The sequence below is a fragment of the Flavicella sp. IMCC45537 genome, assembly GCF_057197705.1.
Map to the genome: position 1 here is coordinate 3,229,823 of NZ_CM170067.1, position 19,851 is coordinate 3,249,673.

General features: G+C 33.2%; 19 protein-coding genes. 18 read left to right on the forward strand and 1 reads right to left on the reverse strand.

Annotation, left to right across the window (positions count from 1 at the left end; translation table 11 throughout):
• The first annotated feature begins 5 nt into the window (after nt 1-5).
• On the forward strand, nt 6-1,472 hold the full coding sequence (locus tag AC2DGP_RS13005) for a sensor histidine kinase (RefSeq protein WP_484490492.1): 1,467 nt from the start codon (nt 6-8) through the stop codon (nt 1,470-1,472).
• Nucleotides 1,473-1,532: 60 nt separating this feature from the next.
• A complete protein-coding gene (locus tag AC2DGP_RS13010; RefSeq protein ID WP_484490493.1) occupies nt 1,533-2,315 on the forward strand; it encodes an enoyl-CoA hydratase/isomerase family protein in 783 nt (260 codons plus the stop codon).
• A gap of 92 nt (nt 2,316-2,407) precedes the next feature.
• Here AC2DGP_RS13010 and AC2DGP_RS13015 read toward each other — a convergent pair whose 3' ends face one another.
• Nucleotides 2,408-3,061 (reverse strand): HD domain-containing protein, encoded by a 654-nt coding sequence (locus AC2DGP_RS13015; protein WP_484490494.1) that lies wholly within the window; start codon nt 3,059-3,061, stop codon nt 2,408-2,410.
• Nucleotides 3,062-3,143: 82 nt separating this feature from the next.
• Between AC2DGP_RS13015 and tsaB the strand changes: the two genes are divergently transcribed.
• From tsaB to AC2DGP_RS13095, 16 genes are all read left to right on the forward strand, one after another.
• Nucleotides 3,144-3,821: a tRNA (adenosine(37)-N6)-threonylcarbamoyltransferase complex dimerization subunit type 1 TsaB gene (tsaB, locus tag AC2DGP_RS13020; protein WP_484490495.1), complete on the forward strand. Its 678-nt coding sequence runs from the start codon at nt 3,144-3,146 to the stop codon at nt 3,819-3,821.
• A 23-nt stretch (nt 3,822-3,844) separates the two neighbouring features.
• Nucleotides 3,845-4,849, forward strand: a complete 1,005-nt coding sequence (locus tag AC2DGP_RS13025; RefSeq protein ID WP_484490496.1) for an SDR family oxidoreductase — start codon at nt 3,845-3,847, stop codon at nt 4,847-4,849.
• Entirely contained in the window at nt 4,850-5,821 is a 972-nt protein-coding gene (locus AC2DGP_RS13030) for a Gfo/Idh/MocA family protein (protein ID WP_484490497.1), read from the forward strand.
• Between the two features lie 8 nt (nt 5,822-5,829).
• On the forward strand, nt 5,830-7,116 hold the full coding sequence (locus AC2DGP_RS13035; RefSeq protein WP_484490498.1) for a nucleotide sugar dehydrogenase: 1,287 nt from the start codon (nt 5,830-5,832) through the stop codon (nt 7,114-7,116).
• 20 nt (nt 7,117-7,136) lie between these two features.
• Complete coding sequence (gene rfbB / locus AC2DGP_RS13040; protein WP_484490499.1) at nt 7,137-8,186, forward strand: dTDP-glucose 4,6-dehydratase; 1,050 nt, start codon at nt 7,137-7,139, stop codon at nt 8,184-8,186.
• A 47-nt stretch (nt 8,187-8,233) separates the two neighbouring features.
• Nucleotides 8,234-9,124, forward strand: coding sequence for a glucose-1-phosphate thymidylyltransferase RfbA (gene rfbA, locus AC2DGP_RS13045; RefSeq protein WP_484490500.1), 891 nt, complete (start codon nt 8,234-8,236; stop codon nt 9,122-9,124).
• A complete protein-coding gene (gene rfbC, locus AC2DGP_RS13050) occupies nt 9,111-9,683 on the forward strand; it encodes a dTDP-4-dehydrorhamnose 3,5-epimerase (RefSeq protein WP_484490501.1) in 573 nt (190 codons plus the stop codon). The genes rfbA and rfbC overlap by 14 nt, the downstream gene beginning before the upstream one ends.
• Nucleotides 9,676-10,530: a dTDP-4-dehydrorhamnose reductase gene (rfbD, locus tag AC2DGP_RS13055; protein WP_484490502.1), complete on the forward strand. Its 855-nt coding sequence runs from the start codon at nt 9,676-9,678 to the stop codon at nt 10,528-10,530. Before rfbC ends, rfbD begins: the two co-directional genes overlap by 8 nt.
• A gap of 476 nt (nt 10,531-11,006) precedes the next feature.
• Entirely contained in the window at nt 11,007-11,432 is a 426-nt protein-coding gene (locus AC2DGP_RS13060; RefSeq protein WP_484490503.1) for an adenylyltransferase/cytidyltransferase family protein, read from the forward strand.
• 149 nt (nt 11,433-11,581) lie between these two features.
• A complete protein-coding gene (locus AC2DGP_RS13065; protein WP_484490504.1) occupies nt 11,582-12,907 on the forward strand; it encodes a UDP-glucose dehydrogenase family protein in 1,326 nt (441 codons plus the stop codon).
• 228 nt (nt 12,908-13,135) lie between these two features.
• The gene (locus AC2DGP_RS13070; protein WP_484490505.1) at nt 13,136-13,555 is read left to right on the forward strand and encodes an adenylyltransferase/cytidyltransferase family protein; all 420 of its coding nucleotides are present in this window, start codon (nt 13,136-13,138) and stop codon (nt 13,553-13,555) included.
• Nucleotides 13,556-13,644: 89 nt separating this feature from the next.
• A complete protein-coding gene (locus AC2DGP_RS13075) occupies nt 13,645-14,592 on the forward strand; it encodes a GDP-L-fucose synthase family protein (protein ID WP_484490506.1) in 948 nt (315 codons plus the stop codon).
• Between the two features lie 42 nt (nt 14,593-14,634).
• A complete protein-coding gene (gene gmd, locus AC2DGP_RS13080) occupies nt 14,635-15,771 on the forward strand; it encodes a GDP-mannose 4,6-dehydratase (RefSeq protein WP_484490507.1) in 1,137 nt (378 codons plus the stop codon).
• Nucleotides 15,772-15,843: 72 nt separating this feature from the next.
• Entirely contained in the window at nt 15,844-17,118 is a 1,275-nt protein-coding gene (locus AC2DGP_RS13085; RefSeq protein WP_484490508.1) for a nucleotide sugar dehydrogenase, read from the forward strand.
• Between the two features lie 126 nt (nt 17,119-17,244).
• The gene (locus AC2DGP_RS13090; RefSeq protein WP_484490509.1) at nt 17,245-18,753 is read left to right on the forward strand and encodes a lipid II flippase MurJ; all 1,509 of its coding nucleotides are present in this window, start codon (nt 17,245-17,247) and stop codon (nt 18,751-18,753) included.
• Complete coding sequence (locus tag AC2DGP_RS13095; RefSeq protein ID WP_484490510.1) at nt 18,746-19,849, forward strand: glycosyltransferase family 4 protein; 1,104 nt, start codon at nt 18,746-18,748, stop codon at nt 19,847-19,849. The genes AC2DGP_RS13090 and AC2DGP_RS13095 overlap by 8 nt, the downstream gene beginning before the upstream one ends.
• The last annotated feature ends 2 nt before the right edge of the window (nt 19,850-19,851 follow it).

Sequence of the window (19,851 nt, forward strand, 5' to 3'; positions counted from 1 at the left end):
CGTTTATGAATTTCAAAAAATTGTCTTTACGTATTAGAATATTTTTGTCGATGATCTTATTGATTTTATTGACCTATGTTTTGATAGCTTTTATGACAATTTATCAATACAACGAACAAACTATCAACTATAATAAACGTCGTTTTGCTAGAAAGGAAAATGCAACACGTTTAAGTATAAAATATGAGTTGGATAATACCAGACATCCCCTTGAGACAAGTGAACTTTTTGATTATTTTAAGGAACCGATTCTTGAAATTGTAAAAGTTCATAAAGTAAATATCAACTTTTACGATTTGCAAGGAAAGTTGTTGTTGAGCTCTAAAGCTATTGCGGCAAAAGATAGCGTTTATGATCGTTCAGATTTTTTAAAACCATATGAGTTAGGCAAACTTAATATGGAAGAAAGGTTTGTAGAGGGGGTTGAAATTGAAAATGGTAAAATTTTACAATCCTCTTACAGTTATTTATATAACAAGGCGAATGTACTTATTGGTTTTTTGAAATTACACTATGTTCAGGATAATTCCGTACAGGATAGAAATTTAAATGAGTTTTTGCAGCGATTGGCTTATGTCTATTTTTTCATGTTTATCATTGCAATTAGTTTTGCATATTTTCTATCTAGTTATATTACACGTTCTTTAAAAACTATTATTGAAAAAATTGAAACCATTGGAAAGACAGGTTTACAAGGAGGGAGTGAAAAAATTGAATTAGGAGCAACTTCTAGAGAAATTTATAAACTAGTATCAGCATATAATAATATGATTGATCAGTTGGAGGATGCTGCAAAAAAATTAGCTAGTTCTGAAAGAGAGCAAGCATGGAGAGAAATGGCAAAACAAGTCGCGCATGAGATAAAAAATCCATTGACTCCGATGAGGTTGACAGTTCAAAGTTTTGAGCGTCGTTTTGATCCGAATGATCCAGAGATTAAAACAAAATTAAAGGAATTTAGTGAAGGGATGATTCAGCAAATTGATGTGATGAGCTCCATTGCTTCTGCTTTTTCGGATTTTGCGAAGATGCCAAAACAAAAAAAGGAAGATATTGAAGTTGTTTCTGTGATAAAAGTTGCGTTGGATATTTTTGAAAATGAAAATATTTCTTTTGAAAGTTATACCTCTGAAATTCATTTGCATATGGATAAAACACAATTGATTCGCGTTGTAACGAATCTATTGAAAAATGCCATTCAGGCGGTTGTCGATGTAGAAAAACCTATGATAAAAGTGACGGTTTCTAAGAATTCTTCTCAGTTTGAATTGAAGGTTCAAGACAACGGAGAAGGAATTGAAGAGGAACTTAAAAACCTGATTTTTGAGCCAAGATTTACCACTAAGAATAGTGGTATGGGATTAGGGTTAGCAATGTCTAAAAAAATCATCGAAACCTATAATGGTGAGATTGATTTTGACTCTGTGTTAGGTGTGGGTACTACTTTTTCTATTAGAATTCCTTTGAAATAGTTTTTTTCTGCTCATAAGTTCTATTATATTTATAAAAGTTGTATTTATAAATGTACTATTATGAACTTTGAAAATGTATCCATTCAAAAATTAGATTCCTTTATTGCAATAGTGACGATAGAACGACCTAAAAAATTAAACGCACTAAATAAAGCCACTATATCAGAATTACATGATGCTTTTGTTGTTTTGGAAAGTGATGCTGAGGTGCGAGTTATTTTGCTTACAGGTTCTGGTGATAAAGCTTTTGTTGCTGGAGCAGATATTTCAGAATTTTCTAATTTCACAAAGAAAGAAGGTACATTACTGGCAAAAAAAGGGCAGGATTCTCTGTTTGATTTGATTGCTAATTTTTCTAAACCTGTGATTGCTGCTGTCAATGGTTTTGCCTTAGGTGGTGGGTTGGAGTTGGCAATGGCTTGTCATTTTAGATTGGCTTCAGAAAAGGCAAAGATGGGATTGCCGGAAGTTTCTTTAGGTTTGATTCCTGGCTATGGAGGAACACAACGTTTGCCACAGTTAGTGGGGAAAGGCAGAGCAATGGAGATGATTTTAACGGGGAATATGATTTCTGCTGAGGTTGCGAATTCTTACGGTTTGGTGAATTCAGTTGTACAGCAAGAAGAGTTGATTTCGGCTTGTGTTTTGATAGCTAAAAAAATTATTCAAAATTCTAGTAATTCTGCCAAAGTTGCAATTCAAGCTGTAAATGCAGGTTTTGAAAATAATATCGATGGTTTTGAATCGGAAGTAGCATTGTTTGGAAGTTGTTTTGGAACAGAGGATTTTATTGAAGGGACTACTGCTTTTTTGAATAAACGAAAACCAAATTTTGGAGGTTGATACTTTTTATCGGGATTAATGTCCAAAATATGTTGATGTTTTTAGATTCTACATACGGAGTCTCCATCAAAGTGATTGGTTACAGGTGAATTTTACTTCAGTCCCTCCCATTCACCATAAAATTGCTTCAAGTATTGAAGCATAAATAAATGTCTCTCCTCTGCAATTTTTTTCCCAGTAGCTGTATTCATTTTATTTTTTAATAGTAAAAGTTTCTCGTAAAAATGATTGATGCTTGGAGCAGTAGAGTTTTTATACTCTTCTTTTGTCATGTTTAGATTTGGCTTAATGTCTGGATTGTAAATAGCTCTTTGTTTAAAGCCACCATAGTTAAAGCACCTGGCAATTCCTATAGCTCCAATAGCGTCCAGTCTGTCTGCATCTTGAACTACTGCAAGTTCGTTTGAGTGAAAGTTTGATGTAAAATTACCTCCTTTGTAGGAAATGTTTTCAATGATTTTTATAATGTGCTCTGTGTTATTTTTATCTAGGTTTTGAGATGTTAAAAAGTTTCTTGCAGTTTTTGGACCTATTGTTTCGTCACCGTTATAGAATTTTGAATCAGCGATATCATGTAGTAAGGCCGACAATTGAATAATTGTGAAGTCTACTTTTTCGGTTTGCGCGATTAACAGAGCGTTTTTGTAAACACGTTCAATATGAAACCAATCATGTCCACCCTCTGCATTTTTAAGTTCTTGTTTTACAAAATTAATTGTGTTTTCAATGATGTTATTTTTGTTCATGAGGTAAAATAACGGAAATATTCTGAATAGAGGGAAGAATCAAATTGGTATATTTGCATTACGATAATTGAATTGGAATAGAATGTCTTATATATTGAATTTTGATACAGCTACAAAAAATTGTTCTGTAAGTCTCAGTCAAGATGGAAAGGTTGTTGCCTTAGAAGAGTTAAATTCTGAAGGGTATTCACACGGAGAAAAGTTACATGTGTTTATTGAAAATGTTCTGAAAAAAGCAGGTATAACATTTTCAGATTTATCTGCAGTTGCTGTGGGGAAAGGGCCGGGTTCATATACAGGTTTACGTATAGGAATATCGGCAGCAAAAGGAATTTGTTTTGCTAAAGATATTCCTTTGATTTCTATAGAGACCCTAGATATTTTAGCGAATTCAAATCCTATATCAGAAGGTGTAATTGTTGCTATGTTGGATGCAAGAAGATTAGAAGTATTTAGTGCTATTTATGATAATGATTTAAATAAAGTACGGAAAACAGAGGCTCAGATAATTGAAGCAAATTCTTTTGCTGATTTTTTATCAGCAGGGAAAGTTTATTTTGTGGGAGATGGAGCCGAAAAATGCAAGGGTATTATTAGTCATGATAACGCGGTTTTTATTGATGGAAAATTTCCATCAGCGAATCAAATGGCTACTTTGTCACATGCCAAATTTGAAATTCAAGAATTTGAGGATGTTGCTTATTTTGAACCCTATTATCTTAAGGATTTTGTAGGTATGAAGCCAAAGCCTAGGAAATAAGTTTAAAAAAACGAAACAAAATTATGAGTGATTTTAGAGAGATTAAATTAACAAATAAAACAATACTGGTTACTGGAGGAGCTGGTTTTATAGGGTCGAATCTTATTGAAGTGTTGTTGCAAAAAGGCAACAAAGTTGTTTGTTTAGATAATTTTTCCACTGGAAAAAAGGAAAATATTTTAGCCTTTGAGTCAAATGTTCAGTTTAAATTAATTGTTGGTGATATAAGAAATTTAGAAGATTGTCAAAGAGCTGTAAATGGTGTTGATTATGTTTTGCATGAAGCGGCTTTAGGGTCTGTTCCGAGATCTATTTCAGATCCAATTACTACAAATGATGTTAATATTTCTGGATTTTTAAACATGTTGTTGGCATCAAAAGAAGCAGGAGTTAAAAGATTTGTTTATGCAGCAAGTTCCTCTACTTATGGTGACTCCAAATCATTGCCAAAGGTAGAAGAAGTAATTGGTAAACCTTTATCTCCCTATGCTATTACGAAGTATGTAAATGAGTTATATGCAGATACATTTTATAAGAGCTATGGTTTTGAAACGATAGGGTTGAGATATTTTAATGTATTTGGTAGGCGTCAAGACGCTAATGGTGCATATGCGGCCGTGATTCCAAAGTTTGTTGGGCAATTCATAAACCATGAATCACCGGTGATCAATGGAGATGGAAATTATTCAAGAGATTTTACTTACATAGATAATGTCATTCAGATGAATTTATTAGCGTTGATAACGGAAAACCCGGATGCTGTAAATCAGGTATATAATACAGCTTTCGGAGAAAGGGCTACATTAAATGATTTGGTAGGTGCTTTAAAAGATAATTTAAGTAAATTTGATCCAAGTATTAGTGAGGTGCCGATAGAATATGGTCCGAATCGTGCAGGAGATATTCCTCATTCCTTGGCAAGTATAGATAAAGCTAAGAGATACTTAGGATACAATCCAAAATATTCTTTGGGAGAGGGATTAAAGGAAGCAGTAACGTGGTACTGGGACCAAATGAAAACTTTGTAGATGAAAAATTACGCATTGATAGGAGCGGCAGGTTATATCGCTCCGAGACATTTAAAGGCAATAAAAGATACACGAGGTAATTTGTTGGCAGCACTAGATAAATTTGATAGTGTGGGGGTGCTGGATAGTTATTTTCCAGATGCAGATTTTTTTGTCGAGTTTGAACGTTTTGATCGGCATGTAGAAAAACTAAAAAGTGAAAAAGGAATCACGCTTGATTATGTGAGTATTTGTACACCAAACTACCTTCATGATGCTCATATTCGAATGGCTTTAAGAAGCGGAGCGGATGCTATATGTGAAAAGCCTTTGGTTTTGAATCCATGGAACTTAGATGCTTTGATCAATATTGAAAAAGAGACGGGAAATAGGGTTTATACCATTTTACAATTGCGCTTGCATGAGAGTATCATCGCATTGCGCAATAAAATCAAAAAAGGACCGAAAGACAAAGTGTATGATGTAGATTTAACTTATTTAACCTCAAGAGGTCATTGGTATTTTACTTCCTGGAAAGGTGATGTCTCGAAATCGGGTGGGATAGCTTCAAATATAGGTGTTCATTTCTATGATATGTTATCATGGGTTTTTGGAGATGTTAAGGAGAATGTAGTTCATTTGCATACTCATGACAGAGCATCGGGTTATTTAGAGTTTGAGCAGGCACGAGTAAAATGGTTTTTATCTATTGATTATGAGGCTTTACCTGAAGAAATAAAAGAGAAAGGACAAAGAACTTATAGGTCAATAACCGTTGAAGGAGAAGAAATTGAATTTAGTGGTGGTTTTACAGAGTTACACACTAAAAGTTATCAAGAGATACTAAATGGAAAAGGATTTGGTTTAGAAGATGCAAGGCAATCTATTGATATAGTTCATGTTATTAGAAATGCTGAATTGAGTAAGAAAGAGGAAGGTAAGTATCATAAATTCGTTGACTTACCTATTTCCAAGCATCCGTTTAAAAAATAAAATATTTGATGATAGAAAGAAAAAAGATTGCCATTATTGGTTTAGGATATGTAGGATTGCCATTAGCAAGGTTATTTGCAACAAAATATCCAGTTGTCGGATTTGATATTAATAAAGAAAGAATTAGTGAATTAAACTCAGGTATAGATGCTACCTTAGAGGTAGATGACGTCATTCTTCAAAAAGTTTTGAAGCATGAAAATAATTCAGAGAACGGATTGTTTTGTACTTCTGATTTGAAGGAATTGGAAAATAGCAACAATTATATTATTACGGTTCCGACTCCCGTTGATAAAAATAATAGACCCGTATTAACTCCGTTGATAAAAGCGAGTGAAACAGTTGGTTCTGTTTTAAAAAAAGGTGATGTGGTTGTTTATGAATCGACAGTATATCCGGGTGCAACGGAAGAAGAATGTGTGCCAGTTTTAGAAAAAGTTTCTGGTTTAAAATTTAATGAAGATTTTTACGTTGGATATTCACCAGAGCGAATAAATCCGGGAGATAAAGAACATACGGTTGAGAAGATTTTAAAGGTGACATCAGGTTCAACAACTGAAATAGGTTTGCAGATTGATGCGTTGTATAATTCAGTCATTACTGCGGGAACATTTTTGGCATCGAGTATAAAAGTAGCCGAGGCCGCAAAAGTTATTGAAAATTCACAAAGAGATATCAATATTGCATTTGTCAATGAACTGGCCAAGATATTCAATAAAATGAATATAAATACACATGATGTTCTGGAAGCCGCAGGGACGAAATGGAACTTTTTACCCTTTAAACCAGGACTAGTAGGGGGACATTGTATAGGGGTTGATCCTTATTATTTGGCTCAAAAAGCCCAAGAGTACGGGTACAATCCTGAAATTATTTTGGCAGGGAGAAGGATGAATGATGGAATGGGGGATTATGTAGCTTCAGAAATAGTTAAGCTTATGATTCAGAGTGAAATAAAAGTGAATCAGGCAAATATTTTAATTCTTGGAATAACTTTTAAAGAAAATTGTCCAGATGTTAGAAACACCAAAGTGGTAGATGTGATTTCAGCATTAAAGGAATACAATACTAATATTACCGTGTACGACCCATGGGCAAACCCAGAAGAGGTAGAACATGAATACGGAGTTGTTTCTGTTAAGGAAATTCCAAAAGCAAAATTTGATGCAATTGTATTAACGGTTGCGCATGCTGAATTTAAAGAAATTGAGTTTACCTCTTTAAAAAAGGAGAATTCAGTGATATACGATGTGAAAAATATATTATCCGAGGACCTTGCAGATGCCTCTTTATAAGTTAAATAAAATAAAATAAAATGTCAAAGAAAATATTGATAACTGGTGGAGCTGGATTTATTGGGTCACATGTTGTGCGTTTATTTGTGAAAACCTATCCAGAATATGAAATTTATAATTTAGATGCGCTAACTTATGCCGGTAATCTTGAGAATCTAACAGATATTGAAGGTGTAGACAATTATACCTTCTTAAAGGGAGATATCACGGATGAAACCTATATAAATGAATTGTTTGTAAAATATCAGTTTGATGGTGTCATTCATTTGGCTGCGGAATCACATGTAGATAGGTCTATTACAGACCCACTGGCTTTTGCAAAGACCAATATTTTAGGAACTATGATTTTGTTAAATGCTTTTAAGAGTTTATGGCAAGATAACTGGCAAGATAAATTATTTTATCATGTTAGTACGGATGAGGTATATGGAACTCTTGGAGAGACTGGGTTGTTTACAGAGACTACTTCTTATGATCCAAATTCTCCTTATTCGGCTTCAAAAGCAAGTTCGGATCATTTTGTGAGAGCCTACGGAGAAACTTATGGAATGCCCTACGTGATTTCCAATTGTTCAAATAACTATGGTGCGAACCAGTTTCCAGAAAAGTTGATCCCTTTATTTATCAATAACATAATTAATAATAAGGCTTTACCGGTTTATGGAGATGGAAAATATACTAGAGATTGGTTATATGTGCTTGATCATGCCATCGCTATTGACTTAGTGTTTCATAAAGGAGTAAACAGGGAAACTTATAATATTGGAGGTTTTAACGAATGGCAAAATATTAATTTGATTAAGTTGTTGTGTGCTCAGATGGATGAGAAATTAGGAAGAGAAAAGGGAGCTAGCGAGGAGTTAATTACGTATGTAAAAGATAGACCTGGGCATGATTTACGTTATGCAATTGATGCATCAAAAATCAACAAAGAGTTAGGATGGAAGCCTTCAGTTACTTTTGAACAAGGATTGTCTAAGACTATAGATTGGTATTTGTCTAACTCCGTTTGGATGCAGCGAATTGTGAGTGGGGCCTATGAAGAATATTATAGCAAACAGTATAAATAAAACAATTATATAATAATTTTATTAAAAGTTAATATTAATACAGTGTTATGAAAGGAATTATTTTAGCAGGTGGATCAGGAACACGTTTGTATCCATTAACAAAGGCAACATCAAAACAATTGTTACCCATTAATGATAAGCCGATGATTTATTATCCGTTATCTGTGTTGATGTTGGCAGGTATCAAAGAAGTATTAATCATTTCCACCCCAGATGATCTTCCGAATTTTAAAAAATTATTAGGAACTGGAGAAGAAATCGGGATGCAGTTTTCATATAAAGTACAACCTTCTCCGGATGGTTTGGCACAAGCTTTTCTTTTAGGAGAGGAGTTTATAGGCGATGATGATGTGTGTTTGGTGTTAGGGGATAATATTTTTTATGGTCATGGTTTTACAAAGTTGTTGACTTCTTCTTTAAGAAATGTGGAAGAGGAAGGGAAAGCAACGGTTTTTGGCTATTATGTTCAGGACCCAGAACGTTATGGAGTGGTAGATTTTGATAAAGCAGGGAAGGCCTTAAGTATCATTGAAAAGCCAAAGGAACCAAAAAGTAATTATGCCGTTGTTGGGTTGTATTTTTATCCAAATTCAGTCATAGATATCGCTAAAAAAGTAGTACCAAGTGATAGGGGAGAGTTGGAGATTACTAGTGTGAATCAAACATACTTAGAACAAGAAGAGCTTAAAGTGGAAGTGATGGGACGTGGTTTTGCTTGGTTAGATACGGGGACACATGAATCATTATTAGAAGCTTCTAATTATATACAGGCTATTGAAAATCGTCAAGGATTGAAAGTAGCATGCATTGAGGAGATTGCCTATGAAATGGGTTATATTAATAAAGAGCAAGTGTTGAAGTTGGCAGAGCCATTGAAAAAAAATGGCTACGGTCAATACCTAATTAATAGAGTAACTAGAGAAAATGAAGTTTACTAGAACAGAAATTCCAGAGGTGGTTATTTGTGAACCACAAGTTTTCGGAGATGAAAGAGGTTACTTTGTCGAAACCTTTCGACAAGATAAATTAGAAAGTTTTATAGGTTATAAAATTGATTTTTGTCAAGACAACGAATCTAAATCATCTTATGGAGTGTTGCGAGGATTGCATTACCAATTGCCCCCTCATGCACAGACCAAATTAGTAAGAGTAATTACGGGTAGGGTATTGGATGTTGCTGTAGATATAAGAGAAGGTTCTCCTACTTTTGGTAAGCATGTGGCTGTTTTGTTAACTGAAGAGAATAAAAAACAATTGCTAGTGCCAAGAGGATTCGCTCATGGTTTTGTTGTTCTAAGTGAAGCGGCTACTTTTGCCTATAAGGTGGATAACTATTATAGCCCGGAATGTGATAGGGGCATTGCTTTTGATGATAAATTTTTAGATATTGATTGGGAATTGTCCCTCGATAAAATGAAATTATCTGAAAAGGATAAAAAGCAGCCGGCATATGCAAATGCTGAATATTTTGATTTTAATGAGGAGTTGTATGTCTAATATATTAGTTACAGGAGGAAACGGACAATTAGGATCCGAAATAAAAGATATAACATCTAAATATTCTGCTTATAACGTATTTTTTACAGACTCGTCAAATCTCGATATTACCAATCATAAAAAGGTAGAAGCTTTTGCTGTTGAGAATTCTATAAATGTTATTGTAAATTGTGCTGCACATACAGCAGTGGACAGAGCTGAAGAAGAAGTTGCATTGAGTAATGCGATCAATCATTTGGCGGTTCGTAATTTTGCAGAAATTGCAAAAGAAAAGGAGATTAAGTTAATTCATATTTCGACGGATTATGTTTTTGATGGTGAAAATTGCAAACCTTATATAGAAACTGATAAAACAAACCCGCAATCTGTGTATGGGAGTACTAAATTGTCTGGTGAGCTCGCAATGCAAGAGGTCAATCCCAAAAACTCAATTATAATCAGAACCTCATGGGTGTATTCAAGTCATGGGAATAATTTTGTTAAAACTATGTTACGACTCGGGAAAGAAAGAGATGAATTAGGGGTGATTTTTGATCAGGTGGGGACTCCTACAAACGCTGAGGATTTGGCAAATGCTATTTTATCAATAATTCCTAAAATAAAAAATAATTCTGTAGAGTTGTATCATTATTCTAATGAAGGAGTCTGTTCTTGGTATGATTTTGCAAAAACTATTTTTGCAATTTCTAGCACTCAGGTAAAAGTCAATTCTATTGAAACAAAACAATATCCAACACCTGCAAAAAGACCTTTTTACAGTGTGATGAATAAGACTAAGATCAAAGGAGATTTTGACTTAGATATTCCCTATTGGAAAGACTCTTTGAAAAGAATGCTTGGAAAATGAATTCTTAGTTCATCCAGATGCAAAGTCAAAGTAAAAAGAAAGGAAGGTGACGTTTGTCTTTGGCTTTTTAAACTAAACTCCAAGAGAACATATTGCCGCGGTAGTATACTTCTCACAATGGCAGAAACACAATATTCTATATTTTCATTTTAGTTTATCTCTTTTATCTATAGGAATTCATGAATGCGGAGCATTTATTTGATACGAGACAAAACTAGTTTTAATCTTTTTTCTTTAGCTTTCGTATTTGTCTTTATCATGTTTAATGCAAGATTTCCAAGGGATTTAAATATGTGTTTTATTAGTTGTATAGGTGTGTTTATAGTATTATTTATGCCATTTGTTCGAATAGTTCAATGTGAATTCCGTTTATGAAAAATGTGATGTAAAGCCTTTTTAATGAATCGCTTAAATGAAGTACTAACATATGTTAAAATAATACCCTATTTTTGCAAAATTAAACCAATACTTAGCTTATGAAAGTTGGAATTACCTTTAGTGCCTTTGACCTTTTACACGCAGGGCATATCACGATGTTAGAGGATGCCAAACGTCAATGTGATTATTTGATTTGTGCGATTCAAACAGATCCTACATTGGATAGACCTGAAAAGAATAAACCTGTTCAGTCAGTGGTAGAACGTTATATTCAGTTGAAAGGTTGCAAGTTCGTGGATGAAATTGTGCCTTATGCTACAGAACAAGACTTAGAAGATATTTTAAGATCTTTTAAAATTGATGTTCGTATTATTGGGGAAGAATATGCGAACAAGGAATTTACAGGTCGTGCTTATTGTGAAGAGAAAGGAATTTATTTGTATTTCAATAAAAGAGAGCATCGTTTTTCAAGTAGTGGCTTGAGAAAAGAGGTACATGAAAAAGAACAGTTAAAGAATAAATAGAATAGAAATAAAATCTTGAGGGAGTTGAGATAGTGAAGTAATAGGTTGTATATGGAAAATCTCAATTTGCTCCATAGTGAAAAATGACTTTTCGAAAAAGGTGTAGAAGTGATATTGCGTAAATCGACTTCATCCAAAAAAATAAAATTATGAATATTGTAGTAATCGGATCTGGTTATGTTGGATTGGTGTCTGGAACTTGTTTTTCTGAAATGGGTAATAAAGTGACCTGTGTAGATATCGATCCTGTCAAAATAGAAAAATTAAATAAGGGAGTTATTCCAATTTTTGAACCTGGCCTGGAGTCAATGGTTTTAAAAAACATAAAAAATCAGAATTTATTTTTTACAACTGATTTAGCAGAGGCTATTCAAGATGCTGAAATTGTCTTTATTGCGGTTGGTACTCCTATGGGTGATGACGGGTCAGCTGATTTACAGTATGTATTGGCGGTAGCAAAGTCTATAGGTCAGACAATGCAAAAAAGATTGGTAGTTGTGGATAAGTCAACCGTTCCTATTGGAACTGCTGATAAAGTAAAAGCAACGATTCAAAAGGAGTTACAAATAAGAGGAGAAGTCATTGAATTTGATGTAGTTTCTAATCCTGAATTTTTAAAAGAAGGAGCTGCCATCGCTGATTTTATGAAACCGGATAGAGTTGTGATTGGCTCGGAAAGTGAGTATGCAACTGAAAAGATGAAGCAATTGTATGCATCATTCTTTAGAACAAATGATCGTATTATTTTGATGGATATTCGTTCTGCGGAAATGACCAAATATGCAGCAAATGCAATGTTGGCAACAAAGATTTCCTTTATGAATGAAATTGCCAATATTTGCGAAAAAGTGGGTGCAGATGCAAATCAAGTTCGTATCGGAATAGGTTCTGATGCAAGGATAGGATATAACTTTATTTATCCTGGTGCAGGATATGGCGGTTCTTGTTTTCCGAAAGATGTGAAAGCCTTGAATAAGATTGCTGAAGAACATGGGCATAAAGCAGAATTAATTCAGTCTGTTGAAAGAGTGAATGATGCCCAGAAATTTGTAATTGCTCAAAAAGTAGTGAAACGTTTTGGAGAAGATTTGTCCGGAAAGACTTTTGGTCTTTGGGGCTTGGCTTTCAAACCTGGGACGGATGATATGCGTGAGGCCCCTGCTATATATGTTATAAAAGAATTAGTGAAACGTGGAGCAAAAGTTCAAGCATATGATCCAAAAGCTATTGAAGAAGCAAAACATTGTTATTTAAAAGATGTTGAAAATATTAAATATGCTGATGCTAAATATGATGTGCTTAAAGGGGCTGAGGCGTTAATTCTATTAACAGAATGGAAAGAATTTCGTTCACCAGATTTTGAAGAGATAAAATCACAATTGGTTTCTGCAGTTATTTTTGATGGGAGAAATCAATACAATGCCTTTAATCTTGAAGAAAAAGGTTTTGAATATTATCAAATAGGAAAGGATTAAAGATTGGAAATGGAAATAGGAATCCTGAATCCTTGGGTGATTTTATAAAGGCAATTGAGGCTAGTTTTGGTATATAAGCAAAAAAGAAATTTTCACCAATGTAAGATAGAGATGTTCCACAGATCTGGGCTTATATGTCTGATTTAGTAGGATTTGTGCATAGGAATAATATAGGAATCGAAAAGAGGTAAAGGAATTTGTAGTGTGGTATTATAATTACAATAAAAAATGAAGAAGAAAGCAATAATTGTATCAGGATATTTTAATCCTATACATAAAGGCCATTTGGAATATATCAATAAGGCTAAATCATTAGCAGATGCGCTTTTTGTCATCGTGAATAACGATCAGCAACGTGCGTTAAAAGGTAGTAAAGAGTTTCAGTTGGAAGAGGAACGCATGTTAATCGTGTCAAACTTAAAATCAGTAGATACTGCTATATTGTCTATCGATAATGATAGAACGGTTTGCAAGACTATAGAAATGATAGCAACTGACTTTGGTGAGACTTTTGAATTAGCTTTTGCTAATGGCGGAGATCAAAATAATGAAACAATTCCGGAAATTGCAATTTGTCAGAAAATGGGAGTTGGATTGTTAGACGGGTTAGGAGATAAAATACAGTCAAGTAGTTGGTTGTTGAAATAGAAGTTAGACGAAGTCTTTGGTGAAAACTATATAAAGACCTGGTTTGAGCAAGTCATAGTGTAGAATTGGACAAAGAAGGATAGAATAAAATGAATAAAGAAACTAAAATATACATTGCGGGTCATCGAGGGATGGTGGGTTCCGCGATTTGGAGAACATTAGAAGCCAAAGGCTATAGTAATCTTTTAGGAAGAACGAGCCAAGAATTAGATTTGAAAGATCAGTTAGCAGTGCGTTCGTTTTTTAAGAAAGAGCTACCAGAAGTAGTCATTGATGCAGCAGCAAGAGTTGGTGGGATATTAGCGAATAATGATTATCCATATCAGTTTTTGATGGAAAATATGCAGATTCAAAACAACTTGATTGATACTGCTTTCACTCAAGCAGTAGAGAAGTTTGTTTTTTTAGGGAGTTCTTGTATTTATCCTAAATTATCACCTCAACCTTTAAAAGAAGAATATTTACTTACAGATTCTTTAGAACCAACCAATGAATGGTATGCGATAGCTAAAATATCAGGAGTGAAAGCTTGTGAGGCTATAAGAAAACAATTTGGTAAGGATTTTGTTTCTTTGATGCCTACTAACTTATATGGAACCCATGATAATTTTGATTTAAAAACGTCACATGTTTTGCCTGCGATGATCCGTAAGTTTCATGAAGCAAAATTAAATAAAATGCCTGTTGAATTGTGGGGGTCAGGAACTCCAATGCGTGAATTTTTATTTGTAGATGATATGGCAGCTTCTGTAATTTTTGCATTGGAAAATAAATTGCCGGAGCATTTGTATAATGTGGGAACAGGTACAGATGTAACAATCAAAGAACTGGCAGAAACCATTCAGAAGGTAGTCGGACATAAAGGTGAAATTATCTGGGATCGATCAAAACCAGACGGTACCCCTAGGAAATTGATGGATATTTCTAAAATGCATGACTTAGGTTGGAAACACAAAGTAGACTTAGAAGAAGGAATAGAAATGACCTATGCTTGGTTTTTGGAAAATATAGAAAACGTAAAAGAAGTTAAAATCTAAATAATCTGAGGCTGAGCATGTCGAAGCCAAATAGAAAAACATATGAAAAAACGTAAAGTAGCTTTAATCACAGGGATTACCGGACAAGATGGTTCTTACCTAGCGGAACTATTGTTGGAAAAAGGATATATGGTTCATGGTATTAAAAGAAGAGCTTCTCTTTTTAATACAGACAGAATTGATCACTTATACCAAGATCCTCATGATCCAGATCAACGTTTAAAATTGCATTATGGTGATTTAACCGATTCAATGAACTTGACACGTATTATTCAAGAATGTCAGCCAGATGAAATATACAACTTAGGTGCCATGTCTCATGTTGCGGTATCTTTTGATACACCAGAATATGTTGGGAATGTTGATGGATTGGGTACTCTTCGTATTCTAGAGGCAGTAAGAATTTTAGGATTAGAAAGGAAAACAAGAATTTACCAAGCATCAACCTCTGAATTATTTGGAGGGATGTCTGAAAATAAAAACGAAAAGGGTTTTTATGATGAAAATTCTCCTTTGTACCCACGTTCACCATATGGTGTAGCGAAAATATATGGTTTTTGGATCACAAAAAATTACCGTGAAGCCTATGATATGTTTGCTTGTAACGGTTTATTATTCAATCATGAATCACCAAGAAGAGGGGAAACTTTTGTAACACGTAAAATTACACGTGCAGTAGCGAAAATAGCCTTAGGCCTACAAGATAAAGTATACTTGGGGAATCTAGAAGCGAAGCGCGACTGGGGGCATGCCAAAGATTATGTACGTATGATGTGGATGATTTTACAAGCAGACAAAGCTGAAGACTGGGTCATAGCTACAGGAGAAACCACTACAGTTCGTGACTTTGTACGTATGGCATTTTCTGAGGTTGGAATGGAAGTAGAATTCAAAGGTGAAGGGGTTGATGAAAAAGCCTTTGTAAAGTCTTGTAATAATAAAGATTTTCAAATTGAAATCGGAAAAGAAGTACTCTCTGTAGATCCTTCTTATTTCCGACCAACAGAAGTAGATTTGTTAATAGGAGATCCTTCAAAAGCTAAAAGCAAACTAGGATGGGTGCCTGAATATGATTTAAATGCTTTGGTAAAAGATATGATGCATTCTGATGTTAAGTTGATGCAAAAAGAGCAATATCTTAAAGAAGGTGGGCATGAAACGTTGAATAGTTTTGAGTAATGCAAAAAATTGTAATCTTACTATATGTGTTTTCATAACTTTAGTGGATTAAGAATAAAAATATGTTAAAATATGAAAATAGGAATTATTGGTTTAGGATATGTTGGTTTGCCACTAGCTAGATTATTTGCATCTAAATACCCAGTAGTAGGCTTTGACATCAATACAGATAGAATAGCAGCGCTACAAAACGGTTCCGATACAACTTTGGAAGTTGCTGATGAAGTATTACAGGCTGTTATTAAAAGAGAGAATTCATCAACTAATGGTTTGTTTTGTACCAATGAATTAGAGGCTTTAGAGTTATGTAATTATTATATTATTACTGTACCAACACCTGTAGATAAAAATAATCGCCCAGTATTAACACCTTTAGTGAAAGCGTGTGAGACCGTGGGGAGTGTATTAAGTAAAGGAGACGTGGTTATTTACGAATCTACAGTTTATCCAGGAGCAACGGAAGAAGAATGTATTCCTGTGTTAGAAGAAGTTTCTAACTTGGTTTTTAATAAAGATTTTTTTGCAGGTTACTCACCCGAAAGAATCAATCCGGGTGATAAATTACATACAGTTGATAAAATATTAAAAGTAACATCAGGTTCTACGTCAGAGATAGGAATAGAAATTGATAATTTGTATAAATCCGTTATTACGGCAGGTACACATTTAGCACCAACTATTAAAGTAGCCGAAGCTTCTAAGGTAATAGAGAACTCACAACGTGATATCAATATTGCTTTTGTGAACGAATTGGCGAAGATATTCAATTTAATGGATATCAATACGCATGATGTATTGGAAGCTGCAGGTACCAAATGGAACTTCCTACCCTTTAAGCCCGGTTTGGTTGGAGGGCACTGTATCGGTGTGGATCCTTATTATTTGGCACAAAAGGCGCAAGAATACGGATATCATCCAGAAATTATTTTAGCAGGTAGAAGGTTAAATGATGGTATGGGAGATTATGTTGCTTCAGAAGTAATTAAAACTATGATTGGTAAAGATATTAAAATTAAGAATGCCACAATTTTAGTTTTAGGGATCACATTTAAAGAAAATTGTCCTGATGTACGTAACACCAAAATAGTAGATGTGATTTCAGCACTTGAGGATTATAGCGCTATTGTTACGGTTTTTGATCCTTGGGCGAATCCTGAAGAAGTAAAAAAAGAATATGGAGTTACATCACTCAAGGAGTTACCGAATGAAAAATACGATGCAGTTTTATTAGCGGTGGCGCATAATGAATTTAAAACAGTTGATTTTGATGTCTTAAAAAAGGAAGTATCAGTTGTGTATGATGTAAAGAATGTATTAGACGAAAATGTTAGAGATGCGTCGTTGTAAATTGGCATAGTGGATTATGTAATTTCGATTATCAATAATTTTTTGTTATAAGTTCATCTGTTTTTATGCATTTTATCAAACTAGATTTATATGTAGGATTAGATGAATGATAATTAATGTGAATTAATGAAGAATAAAACAAGTATTTTATTTCTATTTCGTATCATTAAATTAATGATAGGAATGGTAAATGTTTCATTGGCTGCAAAGTATTTTGGGGTTAGCGCTGAAAAAGATATGTGGCTATTAGCTATTTCCATCATATTATTTTTAGATTTAGCTATGTGGGGTCCAATTAATGAAACTTTTCGGTCAAAATTTATTTTCATAAGAGGTGAACTTGGTGATGTTGAAGTTTTAAATAAGACCAAGTCTTTGATTTTTTTTTCATTTATCATTTCTGTGATGACTGTAATAATAGTTCTAGTCTTTCCTGGATTATTTGCAAAAATAATTGCACCGTCATATAGTGGAAGTCATTTGAATGGTTTAATTCAGATGATTCTCCTGGCAGCACCGATATTGTTATTTAACCAGTTAAGTGCTATTGGAAAAAGCGTTCTTAATGCGAATGAATCGTTTTTTATTCCAGAGCTATCAAGTGTTGTTACTTCTATACTTAATTTATTGTCATTATGTATATTAGCCCCAATGATTGGGATATTATCACTTGTAGTGTCTTATTATTTAGGAGCAGTATTGTTATTAGTATTCATTTATTTTGAGATTTTCAAATTGAAAATACGATTGTTTTCAGGTTATAGTAGTGTAAAGTTTTCAGATTTTGTAATCTTTTTTATGTTTTCTTTACCGTTTTTCATACCGTATTTTTTTGGTCAAATTTCTAGAGTTCTTGAAAAGACGTTTGTTAGTAATTTAGGAATTGGATATGTCTCTATTTTAGATTATTCCAAAACGTTTTCGGCTATTATACAGGGAGTATTGTCTAGTGTATTAATGACAATGTTAGTTCCAGTTTTATCTACTGATTATATAAAAAAAATGAAAAAAAATTTTATAGCCCATTTTTTAGAGATTTATCAGTTAGGTATGCTGTTTTTAGCTTTTATGATTAGTCTTATTACGACAAGTTCTTCATCCTTTGTGAGTATTTTGTTTGACAAAGGAGCTATATCAGAAAATGGTTTGGAAGAAATTAGTGATTTGATGGCGTTGTATATATGGAGTACGTTGGCAGTCTTTGCTTATATAATATTTGGTATGGCCTTATTATCCACTGGAGCGGTTAAAAAATATGCGTTTTGGGGAGTGATTGCTCAGGTACTCTCAATTATAATTGTATATTTATTTATGGAAACAGTTGGTGTTTACATATTCCCAATAGCTCTATTAGTGTCACATTTGTTTTCTGGTGTTATTATGTTTAGTCAATTTCCATACAGGTCAAATACTATTTACAAGATAAGTTTAAAGTATCTGTTAATATTACTAATTACTGTATTAATAATGAGTGGCTTGAATAACTTTAATTCTTACTTTTGTAATGAATACGTTGTTCTAATTATCAATGCATCGTTATCATTTATTGTGTTAATTGCTTTAATTTTCATGTTTGGATTAGAGGAGAAGGGACAAATAACGAATTTAATTAAAAAAATAAAAATATATGCTTAGGTATTTAACGATATTCCCAGTTACACAGAATGTTCATCTAATAAAAGATGTTGGAATGTTACCTTATATTCTTCATAAAAATTTCGAATATGATTCTACTATTGCGAGTTATAAAAATGGAGAGTACCCTTATTTAGAGACAGAAGTAAAAGGATTGAAGCAAGTATTTGTCAATAAGTTTTTTAAATACTCAATAGTTAACTTTTCTTTGTTCCTTTTATTAAATTTCAGAAAGTATGATGTTGTACAATGTTATCATTTGAAAATGTCAAGTTTATGGATTTTAACTTTGTTTAAAATATTGAAAATAATCACATTTTCTAAGGGTAAGAGTTTTCTTAAATTGGATGCAGTTAAAGAAGTAAAAAACATAAAATTGAGCTGGTTAAAATCTGTTTTTATTAAGAATATCGATTTGGTAAGCGTAGAAACAAAAGAGTATCTTAATTTTTTAAATAAATACAATATTTTGGGGAGAAAGGTTGAATACATTCCAAATGGTTTTTTTACAAAAGGATTAAAGAAGACTGTAGATTTTGATAATAAAGATAATTTAATAATTACTGTTGGTCGTATAGGAACATATGAAAAAAATAATGAAACTCTTTTGGAAGGATTTAAAAAATTCTCACAGGTAAATAAGGTTTGGAAGTTGGAATTAATTGGTCCTGTTGATGAAAATTTTCAACAATATATAGAAGATTACTTTAGATTGAATCCTGAACTTATTGATAGAGTTATATTTACTGGAGCTATTAATAATAGAAAGGAGTTAAAAATGAAATATGAGAAAGCAAAGATTTTTGTTTTGTCTTCAATATCTGAGGGTTTTCCATTGGTGTTTTTAGAGTCTATAGAGTCAGGTTGTACTATTATATCTACGGATATTGCGTCTGCAATTGATATTACGGATAATCAAAAGTATGGGGCTTTGTTTTCTGTTGGTGATAGTGAAGAACTTGCCCAAGCTCTTAATAACGTAATTGAAAATAATAGAAAACTAAAAGACGATTGTTTAGCCATACAAAATTTTGCTAATGAATTTTATTCATGGGATAATATTAGTACTAATGTGAATAAATTAATTCTTGCTTAAAT